Here is a 14,748-nt window from a genome sequence, read left to right as displayed (position 1 = left end):
CGGCAACTCCGCGGCTGTAACAATGGCACTCGGTTGCCGATGCATTGTGGGGAGCCGGAACGGGCTGGATTGCCGTGAAAACAAGTATTACGCGAAGGTGAGTTGTCTGATGGCGCAAGGGGCCGACGTACACGCAGATCGATCACCGGACGTGATCGCATGAGCGCAGACGAGCTGACCCCCGCAAAGACACGCGGTAGCCGCAAACCCCGCCCCACTCGCACTCGGCGCGTCCGCGTGCCTCTGCTGCCGCAGCTACTGGCGGCTGCCGTCGATATCGATCCGAGCGCCGACGCCATCCGCTTCGACGGTCGTTCTGTCACCTACGCCGAGCTGGATGCCGCGTCGTCGCAGCTGGCACGTCTCCTCATTGATCACGGGGTGGGCCCGGAGGATCGGGTAGCCATCTCCATCCCACGCTCCGTCGAGTCGGTGTGTGCTCTGTGGGCGGTCGCGAAGACCGGCGCCGCATTTGTCCCGGTGGACCCCAACTACCCGGCTGATCGCGCACTGCACATGCTCTCCGATTCCGGTGTCTCGATCGGCTTGACGGTAGCCGCCGTCTCGGCCGGACTGCCTACGAGCCTGCAGTGGTGGGAACTCGACAGCGCAGAGGTTCTGGCGAAGGCTGCCGAGCTTCCTGCCGACCCGGTGTCCTACACCGAACGCGTCGGAACTCTCCGTGCCGAGCATCCCGCGTACGTGATCTACACCTCGGGTTCGACCGGCCGGCCCAAGGGCGTTGTCGTCACGCATGGCGGCATTGCGGACCTGTGCGCCGAGCAGGTCGAACGTTACGGTCTTAATGCTGCATCGCGAACCATGCACTTTGCGTCACCCAGCTTCGATGCCTCCGTTCTGGAATTGCTCCTCGCGTTCGGCAGCGGTTCCACGATGGTGATCGCACGGCCCGACGTGTACGGCGGCGACGAACTCGCCGAACTGCTCACCGAAGAAAAGATCACCCACGCATTCATGACGCCGGCGGCATTGGGATCGCTTTCTGCCGATGGCGGTTTCGACGCGCTCGACGTTGTTGTTGTCGGCGGCGAAGCATGTTCACCGGCACTGGTGACGCAGTGGGCGCCAGGACGTGCGTTCTTCAACGCGTACGGCCCGACCGAAACTACGGTCGTCGCTTCGATTGCCGAACTGACGGTGGATAGTCCGGTCATGATCGGCGGCCCGATACGCGGTGCCGGACTCTACGTTCTCGACTCCCGCCTGCAGCCCGTTGCGACCGGCACTGCCGGCGAATTGTATGTTTCCGGAACACATCTCGCACGCGGATACAACCATCTGCCGGCGACGACCGCAGCAAGTTTTGTCGCAAACCCGTTCGCTGACACGGGTGAACGTCTGTACCGCACCGGCGATACCGTTCGCTGGATCAAGGCCGACGACGACCAACGCAGCCTCGAATACCTGGGCCGCGGAGACTCGCAGGTCAAGATTCGTGGATTCCGCATCGAACTCGGAGAGATCGACGCAGTTCTGGCATCAGTGTCCGGCGTCGAATTTGTTGCGACACTCCCGCGGAGTGGGCCGACGGGCGAAGCAGCCTTGGTGTCGTATGTAAAGGTCGCGAACGCGCTCGACGCTCATGCGTTGACGGTCCACGCGTGCGGCGCACTTCCTCGGCATATGGTCCCGGCAGCAATCGTGATGATCGAGGACATTCCGCTGACCCCGGTGGGCAAGCTCGACATAGACGCACTACCGGAGCCGACGTTCGAATCGCGGGCGTACCAGGCGCCGTCCACACCTGCCCAGAAGCGTGTGGCCGACGCGATTGCCGATCTCCTCGGCCTCGAGCAGGTGGGCGCCTCGGACGACTTCTTCGAGTTGGGCGGCAACTCCTTGATCGCGGCCAAGCTGGCCGGACGTCTGGGCGCAGCGTTTGATACCCGGGTTCAAGTAAAGACACTGTTCGAAGCGTCCACTGTCGAGGAGTTGGCGGCCCGTATCGAAGCCGAGACGGGGTCGATCGGGCATGTGGTGCTGGCTCCGATGCCGCGGCCCGATCGAGTGCCACTGTCCTTGGCGCAGCAGCGTATGTGGTTCTTGAGCCGCTTCGATGCGGAATCTGCGGTGAACAATATTCCGATCGTGTTGCGGCTGTCCGGTGAACTGGACGTGAGTGCCCTTGCGCAGGCAGTTGCGGACGTTGTCGCTCGGCATGAGGTTTTGCGGACTGTGTATCCGGAGTTCGGTGGTCTGGGTTATCAGGACGTTCTCGAGGTGTCCACCGCTGATATCGATCTGGATCCTCAGGATCTCGACGAGTCGGAGTTGCTTGCAGCTTTGCTGCCACTGGTCTCCGTGGGATTCGATGTTTCCGTGGCTGTTCCGCTTCGGGTCCGTCTTTTCCGTACCGGCCCAGGTGATTTCGTTCTTGCGATGGTGGTTCACCACATTTCTGCCGATGGTGTGTCGGTTGGGCCTCTTGTGCGTGATGTTGCGTTAGCTTATCTTGCCCGAGCGCAGGGCGAGGCTCCGGCGTGGTCACCGTTGTCGGTGCAGTATGCGGACTTTGCGTTGTGGCAGCATCAGGTTTTGGGTGTCGATTCCGATCCGGCGTCGCTCATGTCGGAGCAATTGCGTTATTGGAGTGAGAATCTCGCGGGGTTGCCGGAGAAGATCGACTTACCGCTCGATCGGCCGCGTCCTGCTGTTGCGTCGACGCGTGGTGCGGTGCATCGTTTCGATATCGATGGTGAATTGCATCGGGCTCTGGAACAGTTGGCGTTGGATCGTGGTGTTTCACTGTTCATGGTTGTGCATGCTGCGCTTGCGGTATTGCTTGCGCGGGTGGCGTCGACTGACGACGTGGTGGTCGGTTCGCCGATTTCCGGTCGGGGTGAGCCTGCGCTCGACGATGTGATCGGGATGTTTGTCAACACTTTGGTGTTGCGCACATCGGTGGCTCCGAGTATGTCGTTCGCTGAGCTTCTCGATCAGGTTCGGGACACTGATCTGGGTGCTTTTGCCAACGCGGACTTGCCTTTCGAGCGTTTGGTGGAGGTTCTCGATCCGGCCCGTTCGCAGGCGCATCATCCGTTGTTCCAGGTTGCGTTGTTCTTCCAGAATATGGCGGGCGAGGCTCTGGAATTGCCTGGCCTGCGGGTTTCGGAGTTCGATGCGGGTATCGATATCGCTAAATTCGACCTTCAGTTGACGGCCTCTCCGGTCGAAGACGCGGCCGGTGTCGGTGCCGGCATGGTCATGTCGTGGCTATACGCGACAGATCTTTTCGACGCCCCTACCGTTGTTGCACTCGCAGAGCGGTTGACCCGCATTCTCCGTGCGATCGTGACGGAGCCCGGAACTGCTGTGGGTGACGTGGAACTGTTGTCCACCAACGAAATGCAGCACATCGTCGAGGGTTTCAATGACACGTCTCACGAGTCTGTGGGTGGGTTGTTGTTGGATGGTTTTGATTCTGTGGTGGGGGTGTGTTCGGGTTCGCGGGCGGTGGTGTGTGGTGATGTGGTGCTTTCGTATGGGGAGTTTGATGAGCGGGTTAACAGGTTTGCGCGGTATTTGATTTCGGTGGGTGTGGGGCCGGAGTCGTTGGTGGGGTTGGCTGTTCGTCGGTCGGTGGATTTGTTGGTGGGGTTGTATGCGATTGTGCGTGCGGGTGGGGCGTGGGTGCCTTTGGATCCGGATGCGCCGTCTTCGCGTAATGAGTATGTGTTGGATTCGGCTGATCCGGTGTGTGTGGTGTCGACGGAGCGTGATGGTTTCGTGGCGTCGGGTCGTCGGGTTGTGTGTGTGGATGTTGTTGATGTGTCTGGTTTTTCGGGTGCGCGGGTTTCTGATGTGGATCGGTTGTTGCCGTTGCGGGCGTCGAATACGGCGTATGTGATTTTCACGTCGGGGTCGACGGGTCGGCCGAAGGGTGTGGCGGTTTCGCATGGCGCGATTGTGAATCAGTTGGAGTTCATGCAGGGCGAGTACTGCTTGACGTCGGATGATGTGTATTTGCAGAAGACGGCGACGACGTTCGATGTGTCGTTGTGGGGTTTTTTCATGCCGTTGCGGGTGGGTGCGGTGTTGGTGTTGGCGTCGGTTGATGGTCATCGGGATCCGGGGTATTTGGCGTCGGTGATTGACGAGCAGGGTGTGTCGGTGACGGATTTTGTGCCGACGATGTTGTCGACGTTTTCGTCGTTGGTGGATCCGGGGTTGTTGGGTTCGTTGCGTGATGTGTTGGTCATTGGTGAGGCGTTGCCGGTGGAGGCGGTGCGTGAGTTCGGGTTGGTGTCGTCGGCGCGGTTGCATAATTTGTATGGTCCGACTGAGGCTGCGGTGTCGTTTACGTTTGCGGATGTGACGGATGCTGGGTCGGGGTCTGTGGTGTCGGTGGGTGTGCCGGAGTGGAATTGCCGGGTGTTTGTGTTGGATTCGCGCCTTCGTCCGGTGCCGGTGGGTGTTGCGGGTGAGTTGTATTTGTCGGGTGTGCAGTTGGCTCGGGGGTATGTGGGTCGTCCGGATTTGAGTGCGGATCGGTTTGTGGCGTCTCCGTTCGGTTCGGGTGAGCGGATGTATCGCAGTGGTGATCTTGTTCGTTGGAATACCTCTGGTGAACTCGAGTACATTGGTCGTACTGATTTTCAGGTGAAGTTTCGTGGTCAGCGGATTGAGTTGGGGGAGATCGAGGCGGCGCTCACGGCGCATGGTTCGGTGTTGTCGGCTGCGGTGGTGGTGCGTGGGTCTGCGACGGGTGATCAGTTGGTGGGGTATGTGGTGCCGGCTGTGGGGTCGGTTGTGGATGTGTCGGTGTTGCGGGGGTTTGTGGGGGAGCGGGTTCCGGGTTATATGGTTCCGGCTGCTGTGGTGGTGTTGGATGCGTTTCCGTTGAATTCGTCGGGGAAGTTGGATCGGGCGTTGTTGCCGGAGCCGGTGTTCGAGGCTCGGGTGTTTCGGGCTCCGGTGTCTTCGGTGGAGTTGGTGGTGGCGTCGGCGTTTGTGGGTGTGTTGGGTGTTGATCGGGTGGGGTTGGATGATGATTTCTTCGAGTTGGGTGGCAACTCCCTCATCGCGATGAAGCTGGCGTCTGAACTGAGTAACTCTGTCGGTGCCGACGTACCGGTGCGCACGCTGTTCGGTGCATCGACGGTTGAATCCCTCTCTGCCCGAATCGAAGACGCACTTGGTGGTGGCGCGCAGGAGTCGAATCACGCACTCGATGTTCTCTTACCGATCCGGGAAGCTGGATCGGCCGTACCGGTGTTCTTCATCCACCCGATGAGCGGGTTGGCATGGAAGGCATCCGGCTTGATTCCTCATCTCGACGTGCAGACACCGCTCTACGGCCTGCAGGCGCCGGTAATGGCGGAATCGTGGGCACTTCCCACATCGGTCGATGCCCTGGCGCAGCGCTACGTTCTCGAGATGTTGAGTGTGAATCCGAGCGGCCCTTTCCATATCGTCGGGTACTCGCTCGGTGGCTTCATCGGACATGCGTGTGCAGTTCTGTTGCGCTCGAAGGGTTTCGACGTCAAGCTCGCGATGATCGACCCGCGCGGGACAACCGAAGTCGGAGAAAACCAGGCGCATGACAATGTGGCCGAATTGGCCGCAGGGTGGGGAGTCGACGTCGGGGATACTCTTGATCTCGGTTCGCTGGGCAGAGACGAGATCCTGACGTTAGGCCGTTCGCTCGATTCCTTGTCGTTCCTCACCGACGACCAACTTGGATCGCTGTACGATTTTGCGACTTCTGCCGCCTCGATGATCGACGAGTACGAGCCGAGCGTGTTCGACGGTGACGCTGTACTTCTCAGCGCCACTGTGGGAGTCGGTTCCACAACGGAACTGGCCGCAGAATGGAAGCCCTATGTGAACGGAACATTGACGGAGACAGCAGTGCAGAGTTCGCATCACTCGATGATGGAAACCGATCAGCTCGAGCTGATCGGTCCTCGAGTTGCGGCTTTCTTCAGGAATTGATCGGAGCGTTAAGAGGACGTCGGCACAAATCTGAACGATAAGCCGACGTTCTGCGTGTTTGTCGGGTCAGGTCCGAGCCCGGGCTGGGCAAGCACCGATGTCGGGATCTCCCTCGCATTTCGGACCAAGGGCGGAGCTTCCTGCCAAAAAGGTTGGGCAGCTTGGAGTTCCAGCGCAATCTGGATGAGGCCGGCTTCGTCCCACATGCGACCTCCGAGTTGGATGCCGAAAGGAAGTCCGGTCTCCTTCGACCTTCCGGCGGGCGTCGTGACAACCGGAGCGCCGGTGTAGTTGGCCCACGCGACATCGGCAGTGACACCGTCGAACAGTGCGATGCCCGCGACCTCAGAGCGCTTACTGCCGTCGACACCGGCACCGGGTACGAGAATGGCATCGAGATTGTGTTCGGAGAGCATGTGGTTGTATTCGTGTTGGTAGCGAAGCCTGTTGTGAGCCAACGTCATGTAGTCGGCAACCGGAACAGCCATCGATGCAAGTGCCTGCCCGACAAAGAGTGCCCGTTCCGGTTTGTACAACCCGATGCGGTCGGCGAACTGTTGGTGATAATTGCCCGCCTCGGCCATATCGCCGGTCAGCAGTCCCGTCGGATAGGTCGGCATCGTCACATCGATCAGCGTGCCTCCGAGCGCGACGACAGTGTCTGTGAACTCGGCGAACAGAGTCCCCAACGATCCCGGCAATTTGTCGACGCCTTTACGCGGGATACCGAATCGGCGGCCGGCGAGCGGTGACTTTCCGCCCTCAGCAGCCACGGGATACCCCTCGGCCGGAACCGGCGGGCCGACTGACGTGGTGGGATCGTTGGCGTCCACGCCGGCCATGTAGCTGAGCAGCAAAGACGCATCGGCCGCACTTCGCGCCATGGGACCGGTATGGTCGCGGGTCCAATTGAGGGGGATCGTTCCGTACGTGCTGCAACGCCCGAAAGTCGGTTTGACAGAGGTGATGCCCGTAGCGCTTGCCGGAAGGCGGAGTGACCCGCCGGTGTCGGTTCCTGTTGCAAGAGGACTGAAGCGGGCGGCGAGGACCGCAGCACTGCCGCCCGACGACCCACCTGGTGAGTACTCCGGGTTCCAGGGGTTTCCGACTTGCGCCGTCGCCACACCGATGGCGAACTCGTCGCAGTGTGCATGACCCATCAACACCATGCCTGCTTCACTCAGGCGACGCCAGACGGTCGAGTCTCCTGCAGCGATGTTCCCTTCGAGGACACGACTCGATGCGGTGACCGGCAATCCGGATACTGCGAACATGTCCTTCAATGCGAGGGGGAGTCCGCAGACCAGTGGTGGCGCTTCACCTGCACTGGTACGCCCTGCGCTCGAGAGTCGTTGCGCCGCTTTGTCGGCAGCGTCGTACGCGACTTCCGGATAGATCCGGATCCATGAACCGATCCCGCCGTCGTACTCGTGACTGCGTGTCAGACAGGCGTCGAGGAGCTCGCGTGGATGAAGGATGCCATCCTGGAGCAGACTGGCGGCTTCGGTGGCGCTGAGCAGTGCCGGGTCGGTCGCATCGATCGTGCCAGGGGCCGGTAATTGACTGTGTCGAGGCGTCGAACGAATCGGCGTGGCCGCAGCAGGTTGTGCAGATGCGGGCTGGGCAGAGATGCCGACTGCCGCACCGGCGATACCGAGTGTTGTTGCGGTGCCGAGGAAGCCTCGTCGGGAGATGCGTGCGGTCACGAGTGCTGCTTTCTGGTTTGTAGCGACAGCTGGTCGGCACAGTCGTAGATCAGGGTGTGTGGTCGACAAATGAAAGAGCCGCTATCCCTTCGAACCCATAGTCCGAGGGATAGCGGCCAATCCAGCTGAAAAGCGATTGTGCCTCAGACGTTCAACGAGTCGGCGATGAACGGCCACGACTTGTGGAGATCGTCCTGCCAGTAGCCCCACGAGTGGGTGCCTGTCGGGCGGAAGTCCACCACAGCCGGAATGTTCAACTCGTACAGGCGCTTGGCCATGTTGGAGGTGCACAGGTTGGTTGCAGCTTCGATGACGCCGCCGACGATGATCTGGTTCTCCAGATTTGCGCGTCCGTCATTCATGCGAGGGTTGAGGCTCGTGTCGTTCGGGAAGCCGGGAAGACCGTTGCCGGTGCTCATGTAGATCGGAGTTCCGCGGAGCTTTTCGGCGTTGACCAGCGGATCGTGATCGCGCCAGCCCTGACCGTCGAGCGGGCCCCACATGTTGGTGACGTCGTCGACTCCACCGATCCATTCGGTGGTGATTCTGACGAACTGCTGGCCGAGCGGGTCACTGGTCTGAGCGCAGCCACTGTACGCGGCAACAGAGTTGTACAGTCCGGGGTGCTCGATAGCCAGGTTCAGAACTGACGTACCGGACATCGAGATCGCGGACAGTGCCTGTTCCCCGTTGCTGCCCAGTTCCTTGTTCAGGAGTGGCGGCAGTTCCTCGCCGAGGAAGGTCGACCACTTGTTGCGTCCGGCCTTCGGGTCGTCCTGCTCCCAATCCGTGTAATAGGAGAGGCGTCCGCCCACGGGGGTCGCGACATTGACGTTCTTGTCACTGAAGAAATCGACGACGTCCGTCTGGCGCTGCCACGTCGCGGAGTCTTCGCCACCGCCGGCACCGTTCAAGAGGTAGAGAATGGGCCGCGGTTCGGAATTATCGGCCGGCGTGATGACCTGAATGGGCACCACCTTGTCCATCGACGCAGCATAAACATTGACGACGAGTTGCCGGTCGTTGATCTTCTGCACGGACTTGACGTACGAACCGTTCGCGGCCACGTCGGATGCGGAATTGCCTGAATTGTCGGGTGCGGCTTGCGCAATACCGGCGGTGAACAATGTGCAGGCGATTGCCAGAACTCCGGCTTGTGTGGCGCGACGCCAGGCTGGTTTCGTGTTTCGCGTCAAGACTTCTTACCTCTCGGTTGAAACGGTTTTCGGAAAAAGCGACGGTCTTTGCTTCCCGATTGGATATGTCGATCCGACCGTCGGATACGTTACGCTGCGCCGCCGACACGGTAGATCGAAATTTCATTCAGGCGTTAGTCCGATGCAGCCCGACGGTATCCCTGAATTGCCGGATATATGAATATTGCGATCATTCCGAAGGACCACGCAAATGTCTTGAGGACGGGTTCGAGAACGGGCCCACCCAGCGACATTCCTCGCATCGCTTCGACCGCTACCGACATCGGTTGGGCCGCGATCACCGGTTGCAACCAGACGGGATATGCCATCGTGGGCACAAAACCACTGTTGAAGAACATCAGCAGCGTGCATCCGATGGAAACGATTTCGACGAGCGGAAGATTGTCGGACACTGTAGCGAGAGCCGTCACCATCACGGCAAATCCGATACCGAACACGATCGGTAGAAGAAGCATTCCGATCGCGGCAACGGGCCCTTGATTGAACCGGAAACCGGCGATGAATCCGACTCCGATGATCACGATGGTCGTCACGAGGACACGGATGGCCTCGGCGATCATTCGACCGACCAACCCCGACGCGCGGTGTGCCGGAAGCGTCCAGAAGCGGCTGAGCAGTCCGCTGGTCTTCTCGGTCCGAAGCCCGACAGCACTCGCAATGGAACCGAACATCGCGCCGACCAGAATGATCAGCGGAACAGTTCCGTAGATACTCGGCTGGCCGGTGGCGGCGCTGATCGAGTTTCCGAGGACAACTCGGAACATGATGAGAGTCAGAGCCGGGTACAGCAACGCTTGGATCGCGGTGGACGGATCGCGCGCCCAACTGACGAGCAGACGCCGAGCCTGAATCAGGCTGTGAGTCCACAGAGCCTTTGCGGAGTTTTCCGGAAACGCTGCATTGGGTTCCGGGAAGTTGAGCGTGCGACCACGTCGTGGCTCGCTGTGGTCGAGTTCGCTTCTGTCGATACTGGTCATCATGCCCGCCTTGTGCTTGCCCAGTAGGCAAGGGGAGCGCAGACGACCAGCAGTCCCAACGACCACATGACAACCGGGAACATGGTGTTCCACGTGACGCCACCGTGCGCGAGATCGCGCATCGCGAAGGAAAACTGTGAGACAGGTTGGTTACGCACGAAGGGACGGATCCACTCGGGAAAACCGGTCTCGGGGGCAAACCCACACGAGAGCATGCCCAGGATCAGCTGGGGAAGCGTCAGCGCCTGGCTGGTTGCCTGCGGACTCTTCGAAAGCGAACCGATCGCGTCGGCGCCCAGCGACAAGCACGTGCTGAATACCAAGGCCAAGGCGCAGAAGAGCGCTGCCTGACCGAGCCCCTCGGTGAATCGAAAACCGATCGCGTGTCCGTAGACGAGTGCGGCCGTCAACGACACCACTGAACGGACGAATCCGCTGCTCATCCGGGACAGCAAGGGAACAGGCCCGTACACCGGCATGGTCTGCATGCGTGAGCTGAATCCGGTGATCTTCTCTTTTGCCGACATCTGCGCGGCCGAGATCGACGTGAACGCCATGGCCTGCAGCACGATGATCGGCATCAGGAACTGCGCGTAGTCGATGCCTTGGAGCTGCATCACGAACTTCAACGGCAAGTAGAAGCCCACCGTGAAGATCAGCGGAGCGATGACGGCGATGACCAGTTCGTAGCGTCGAACCATAGCCCGCAACGTGCGACCCGTGAGAACCCACCACTGCATGAGTGCCGACGGATTCGGACGACGGTGACGCCCTACCCTCGTGGCTGCCGGAACCGAGATTTCGCGGCGACCGGTCTTCTGCAACGTCAGGTTCGGGGTTTGGTACTTGGTCGTCGTGGTCACGCTGGCTCACCGGCCTTACCGGGTTCGGCGGCCTGGGGGCGTCCGGTCAGCGAGAGGAAAACATCGTCGAGCGACGGGCGACGCAACGCGATGTCGGCAAGCGGAATTCTCGCGTGATCGAGGCGGCGCAAGGCCTCGGCAAGGGTTGCGGAACCACGGGGAGCCGGGATCGCGATCTTTCCGTTGTCCTTGGCTAGATCGAAACGGAAGTCCGGCGGAAGTAGGTTGCCCAGCGCGTTGGCTGCGGGGCCGAGCAGCTCGGCCGACAGGGGAACGATCTCGCAGAAGCTCGCTCCGGTCCGGGCCTTGAGCTGATCCGCGGTTCCTTCGGCGATGACCGAGCCCTTGTCGATCACGATGATGTTGTCGCTCAGAAGGTCGGCTTCTTCGAGGTACTGCGTTGTCAGCAGAACCGTGATGCCTTGTTCCTTCAGCGTTTGAACCAGATTCCATACGCTCTGACGGCTGCGCGGGTCCAATCCGGTGGTCGGTTCGTCCAGGAACACGACCTCGGGGCGAACGACAAGCCCACACGCGATGTCGATGCGACGACGCATACCGCCCGAGTAGTTGGCCACCGTCCGGGCGCCGGCTTCGACCAGGTCGAACTCTTCCAGGAGATCAGCGGCCCGCTGCTTTGCCGACGCACGATCCAAGCCCATCAACTGAGCAAACAGTTCGATGTTCTCGCGACCGGTCAGTGCATTGTCGAGTGCTGCGAACTGCCCCGTCATCATGATCGAACGGCGAACTTCCGGAGCATTGCGCACCGCGTCGTATCCGGCGATCATCGCGCGTCCACTGTCGGGACGAATGAGCGTCGAGAGCACCTTGACCGTGGTGGTCTTGCCTGCACCGTTGGGTCCGAGAATGCCGAGGACCGATCCTTTGGGGGCCTGGAAGTTGATACCACGCAGGGCGTGGACATCTTTGAAGGACTTGTGAACGTCCTCCACGACTACGGCCGCGTCCGTGGGAAAGGGCATCAATTCTCCGCTGTCTACGTGAACAAGGTGGGGCTACCTTAGGTGGCCTGGTTGTGCCGATCCGGCTAGTAGTGAGGCCGGAGGGCGCAGCCGCGGATAACCCACACGGATTGCGGGAACCTTGGTTGTCTATCTCCGAACGCACTGAGCATGTTACCGGAGGTGACACATGCGACTTTGGCCTCAGACGGGGTGATTCGGCGCTTTTGCCTGACTGGGCGAGCAAGCCTGCAGTTGGGCCGAGGCCAACTTGTGTGGCATCGCACACTCTGTACTCCGTGTCCGATGCCTAACTGCATCGATTGAAACTCACGCTTGGTGATAGCGTGCCGTCCATGGGTGTCCAGCTGTCGGTTGTTGTTCCTGTTTACAACGAAAACGAATATCTTTCGGATTGCCTGGAATCCTTGTTGCGGCAAGGTGACGATATCTTCGAGATAGTGGTCGTAGACAATAACTCGACCGATGGAACAGTGGAGATAATCAAAGAATTCGAACGACGGTCGTCGAAGATTCGCTATCTAGTGGAAACTCGGCAAGGTGTTGTATTTGCCAGGGATCTCGGTTTCAATGCGGCACAAGGAGAATTGATCGGCAGAGTAGACGCCGATACGCGGGTATTGCCCGGCTGGGCTCGCGAGATACATGAACTTTTCACGGATACGGAATTCGACGCTGTCACCGGGTTCTCGTTGTTTTACGAATCGCCGTTTGCAACCGCCCAGCGCAAAGCCGTCGCAAAGCAGGACAGTCTCGGAAATCTCGGCGGATTGAAAGACGCACCCTCCCTGACAGGGTCGAATATGGCGATCCGGAAATCGGCGTGGCTGGCCGTGCAGGGTTCCGTCAGTGATCGTAAGGATTTCCACGAAGACGTCGATCTGTCGTACTGCCTTCTCGGACACGGAATGAAGATCGTTCAGAACCTTGCGATGCGCGCAGAAGTGTCCGGACGCCGCGGAGAAACCGGTCCGATCGAATTTCTTTCTTACAACAAAGCATCGATCGCAACACTGAAACACCACGGTGCGATGAACCGTCGACTGCGTTTCATGATTTTCCGCAGTTCGATACTTCACGCTGTTCTGTGGCCCGCATATCGCATGTACGACAAGAGCGCCGACACAATGTCGGTGAAGCGATTGTTCTTCAGGCCCGCCGCCCGCCAGATGCCCGTCGAGGCATCAGGAAGCTGATCCTTACGGCACGGGTCGGTCGACGCCAAGCGCGTCGTACAACTTCTTGATCCCACTGAAGTCCTGCACGAGTAAGGCGGAGTCGGGGGAGTGCTCGACGTCGTCGATCATCCGGTCACCGCCGACAATGCCCTCGGCATCCATGATCGCCCGCCACGCGCCGAAATCGTTGCCGGCAAATGCTGTCATCGCATCGGCCGCTCCGTCGACGAACCGTCGACGCGAATCCGAATCGAGATTCTCGAACACGGACACAGCGAGAGCGTCCGCGATGGACGCGTGACAGAGCTCGTCGCGATTGTGAAGTCGGACCGTCGCACGATTGACCGGCTGAATGTCTTCGCCTTCGATGATCACGTCGAGGTATGAGCTGATCGAAATTTCGGCGACGGTCATGTACGCAAGTGCGACCACTGCGCGTGAACGCTCGTCCGGGCACTCCGACAGTGCTCGGGCGCGAGCACGCACCGTCAGAACGTCCGGGAGAGACTTCGTCGGCAGCGACCATCCACGTCCGCGGCGGGTCGACGAACTTGCGTTGAGATGCATCAGCGTGTGGTACTGCTCGTCGACCATGGCCTGATTGACAGCAACCGCAACTGAATCGCCGAATCCCACATCGAACGCGTCCACCGCCAGAAGTTCGAACCCCGGATTCACCACGGACCGCTCGATATCCATGACGTTCTTGTTGAACGCAATCCAGGCCCACGCGCGGAGTCGTCCTTGTTGCTCCGGTGTCAATGCCACGTACACGGGGTGCGCGGCGAACGGCAACAACGAGTCCGGATAGTCGAGTTTTGTCTCGTCGAAGAGATCGTCCAAGTCAGGTTCGGGCCGCTTGACGGCGGCGCGGCGCGGCCAATTCTCGGAAAGTCGACGCACGATGGCGCTCTCGACGGGATCCTCGGCGTCGAAGCCGGGAAGCGCGGGCGGTGCCACTCGATTGCGCATCGATCCCTCCTAATCCGGGGCGTGCTTGGCTTCTCGCGAGCTGATGTCCTCGAAGAGCGTTCTGCACAAGTCGTTCAGGTCTTCCGACCGATTACCCAGAGCGCCGCCCGCCGACGCCACGAGATTCGAAAAGCTGTCGAAATTTCCTGTGGCCACCTCCACCGAAGCTGCCGCAGCACTCAGCGCTTTGCGGGCAGCCGCGGCATAGGGATTGCCCGATTGAACATCCCAGTACACCTCGGGCTCGCCCTCCACGATTCGGGCAAGCAACGCCGAGAGAGTGCGATGCGGCGGCGGGCCGACGTCGGCCATCAGATCCGGTGCCACGTCGAGTTCCGCCAACGCGAGACCGAAAGCCAACACCGCAGCGTGAGTCAGGGCCTGGGTGGCAGCGGCCAGACGGTCGTGACGGTCCGGATCCATGACGGGCGTCGACGCACCCCATGATCGGACCTCGTCGAGGAACTCGCGGCCCAGCGGGCCGTCGACGTAAGGAACCGCGACGACCGCACGACCGCGTGGGCCGAGGGAAGGCCGGAACATCGGGTTGAGTCCGAGGAATTCACCCGTGCGGTCGGATTCCTCGACGGCGACGGCTATGCGGGACTTGACCGACAAGGTGTCGACGATCAGCGTGTCGGCGCGGGCGGCACGCGTCAGTGTCGGCAATGCTGCGAGCGCGGTCTGCTCGGCGACGGCCAGGACTATCAGTTCCGCCTGGGCGAGTGCGTCGAGTATCGGTCCGTCGGGGCAGGAGACGTCGCCGATGAGATCGCTGCCGCGCGTCCGGTCCAGAACCGTCACTGATCTGCCGTCGTCGCGCAGGAGGTCGACGAACATGGATCCCACCGCGCCGGCGCCACCCACCACGATCACATCACCCCGCGCCGCCAT

9 protein-coding genes are annotated in these 14,748 nt (G+C 60.6%); 2 read left to right on the top strand and 7 right to left on the bottom strand.

What is annotated here, in order from left to right:
* Window positions 1-159 precede the first annotated feature (159 nt).
* Window positions 160-5,955, top strand: coding sequence for a non-ribosomal peptide synthetase (locus FFI94_RS21205; RefSeq protein WP_138869544.1), 5,796 nt, complete (start codon window positions 160-162; stop codon window positions 5,953-5,955).
* Window positions 5,956-5,963: 8 nt separating this feature from the next.
* Here the strand turns inward: FFI94_RS21205 and FFI94_RS21200 are convergent, their stop codons facing one another.
* From FFI94_RS21200 to FFI94_RS21180, 5 genes are all read right to left on the bottom strand, one after another.
* The gene (locus FFI94_RS21200) at window positions 5,964-7,661 is read right to left on the bottom strand and encodes an amidase (RefSeq protein ID WP_138869543.1); all 1,698 of its coding nucleotides are present in this window, start codon (window positions 7,659-7,661) and stop codon (window positions 5,964-5,966) included.
* 143 nt (window positions 7,662-7,804) lie between these two features.
* Window positions 7,805-8,857, bottom strand: coding sequence for an alpha/beta hydrolase (locus tag FFI94_RS21195; protein WP_397495479.1), 1,053 nt, complete (start codon window positions 8,855-8,857; stop codon window positions 7,805-7,807).
* Window positions 8,858-8,991: 134 nt separating this feature from the next.
* A complete protein-coding gene (locus FFI94_RS21190; protein WP_138869542.1) occupies window positions 8,992-9,858 on the bottom strand; it encodes an ABC transporter permease in 867 nt (288 codons plus the stop codon).
* Entirely contained in the window at window positions 9,855-10,685 is an 831-nt protein-coding gene (locus FFI94_RS21185) for an ABC transporter permease (protein WP_397495576.1), read from the bottom strand. Before FFI94_RS21185 ends, FFI94_RS21190 begins: the two co-directional genes overlap by 4 nt.
* A 29-nt stretch (window positions 10,686-10,714) precedes the next feature.
* On the bottom strand, window positions 10,715-11,704 hold the full coding sequence (locus FFI94_RS21180) for an ATP-binding cassette domain-containing protein (RefSeq protein ID WP_138869540.1): 990 nt from the start codon (window positions 11,702-11,704) through the stop codon (window positions 10,715-10,717).
* Window positions 11,705-12,039: 335 nt separating this feature from the next.
* Between FFI94_RS21180 and FFI94_RS21175 the strand changes: the two genes are divergently transcribed.
* Window positions 12,040-12,900, top strand: coding sequence for a glycosyltransferase family 2 protein (locus tag FFI94_RS21175; protein ID WP_138869539.1), 861 nt, complete (start codon window positions 12,040-12,042; stop codon window positions 12,898-12,900).
* 3 nt (window positions 12,901-12,903) lie between these two features.
* Here FFI94_RS21175 and FFI94_RS21170 read toward each other — a convergent pair whose 3' ends face one another.
* Together FFI94_RS21170 and FFI94_RS21165 are read right to left on the bottom strand one after the other, a co-directional pair.
* Window positions 12,904-13,854 carry a diiron oxygenase gene (locus FFI94_RS21170; RefSeq protein ID WP_138869538.1) on the bottom strand — a complete coding sequence of 317 codons (951 nt, stop codon included), beginning with the start codon at window positions 13,852-13,854 and terminating at the stop codon, window positions 12,904-12,906.
* Between the two features lie 9 nt (window positions 13,855-13,863).
* The gene (locus FFI94_RS21165) at window positions 13,864-14,748 is read right to left on the bottom strand and encodes a prephenate dehydrogenase dimerization domain-containing protein (RefSeq protein ID WP_138869537.1); all 885 of its coding nucleotides are present in this window, start codon (window positions 14,746-14,748) and stop codon (window positions 13,864-13,866) included.

The organism is Rhodococcus sp. KBS0724 (assembly GCF_005938745.2).
Classification (GTDB): Bacteria; Actinomycetota; Actinomycetes; order Mycobacteriales; family Mycobacteriaceae; genus Rhodococcus_F.
Note: the sequence above shows the minus strand (reverse complement) of the source record. Positions and strands in the feature narration are given on the sequence as shown.

Excerpts from the sequence above, each read along its gene's own strand:
- FFI94_RS21175 (WP_138869539.1), top strand. The coding sequence starts at position 12,040 with ATGGGTGTCCAGCTGTCGGTTGTTGTTCCTGTTTACAACGAAAACGAA.
- FFI94_RS21165 (WP_138869537.1), bottom strand. The coding sequence starts at position 14,748 with ATGGCGGCGCGGGGTGATGTGATCGTGGTGGGTGGCGCCGGCGCGGTG.
- FFI94_RS21180 (WP_138869540.1), bottom strand. The coding sequence starts at position 11,704 with ATGCCCTTTCCCACGGACGCGGCCGTAGTCGTGGAGGACGTTCACAAG.
- FFI94_RS21170 (WP_138869538.1), bottom strand. The coding sequence starts at position 13,854 with ATGCGCAATCGAGTGGCACCGCCCGCGCTTCCCGGCTTCGACGCCGAG.
- FFI94_RS21190 (WP_138869542.1), bottom strand. The coding sequence starts at position 9,858 with ATGATGACCAGTATCGACAGAAGCGAACTCGACCACAGCGAGCCACGA.
- FFI94_RS21205 (WP_138869544.1), top strand. The coding sequence starts at position 160 with ATGAGCGCAGACGAGCTGACCCCCGCAAAGACACGCGGTAGCCGCAAA.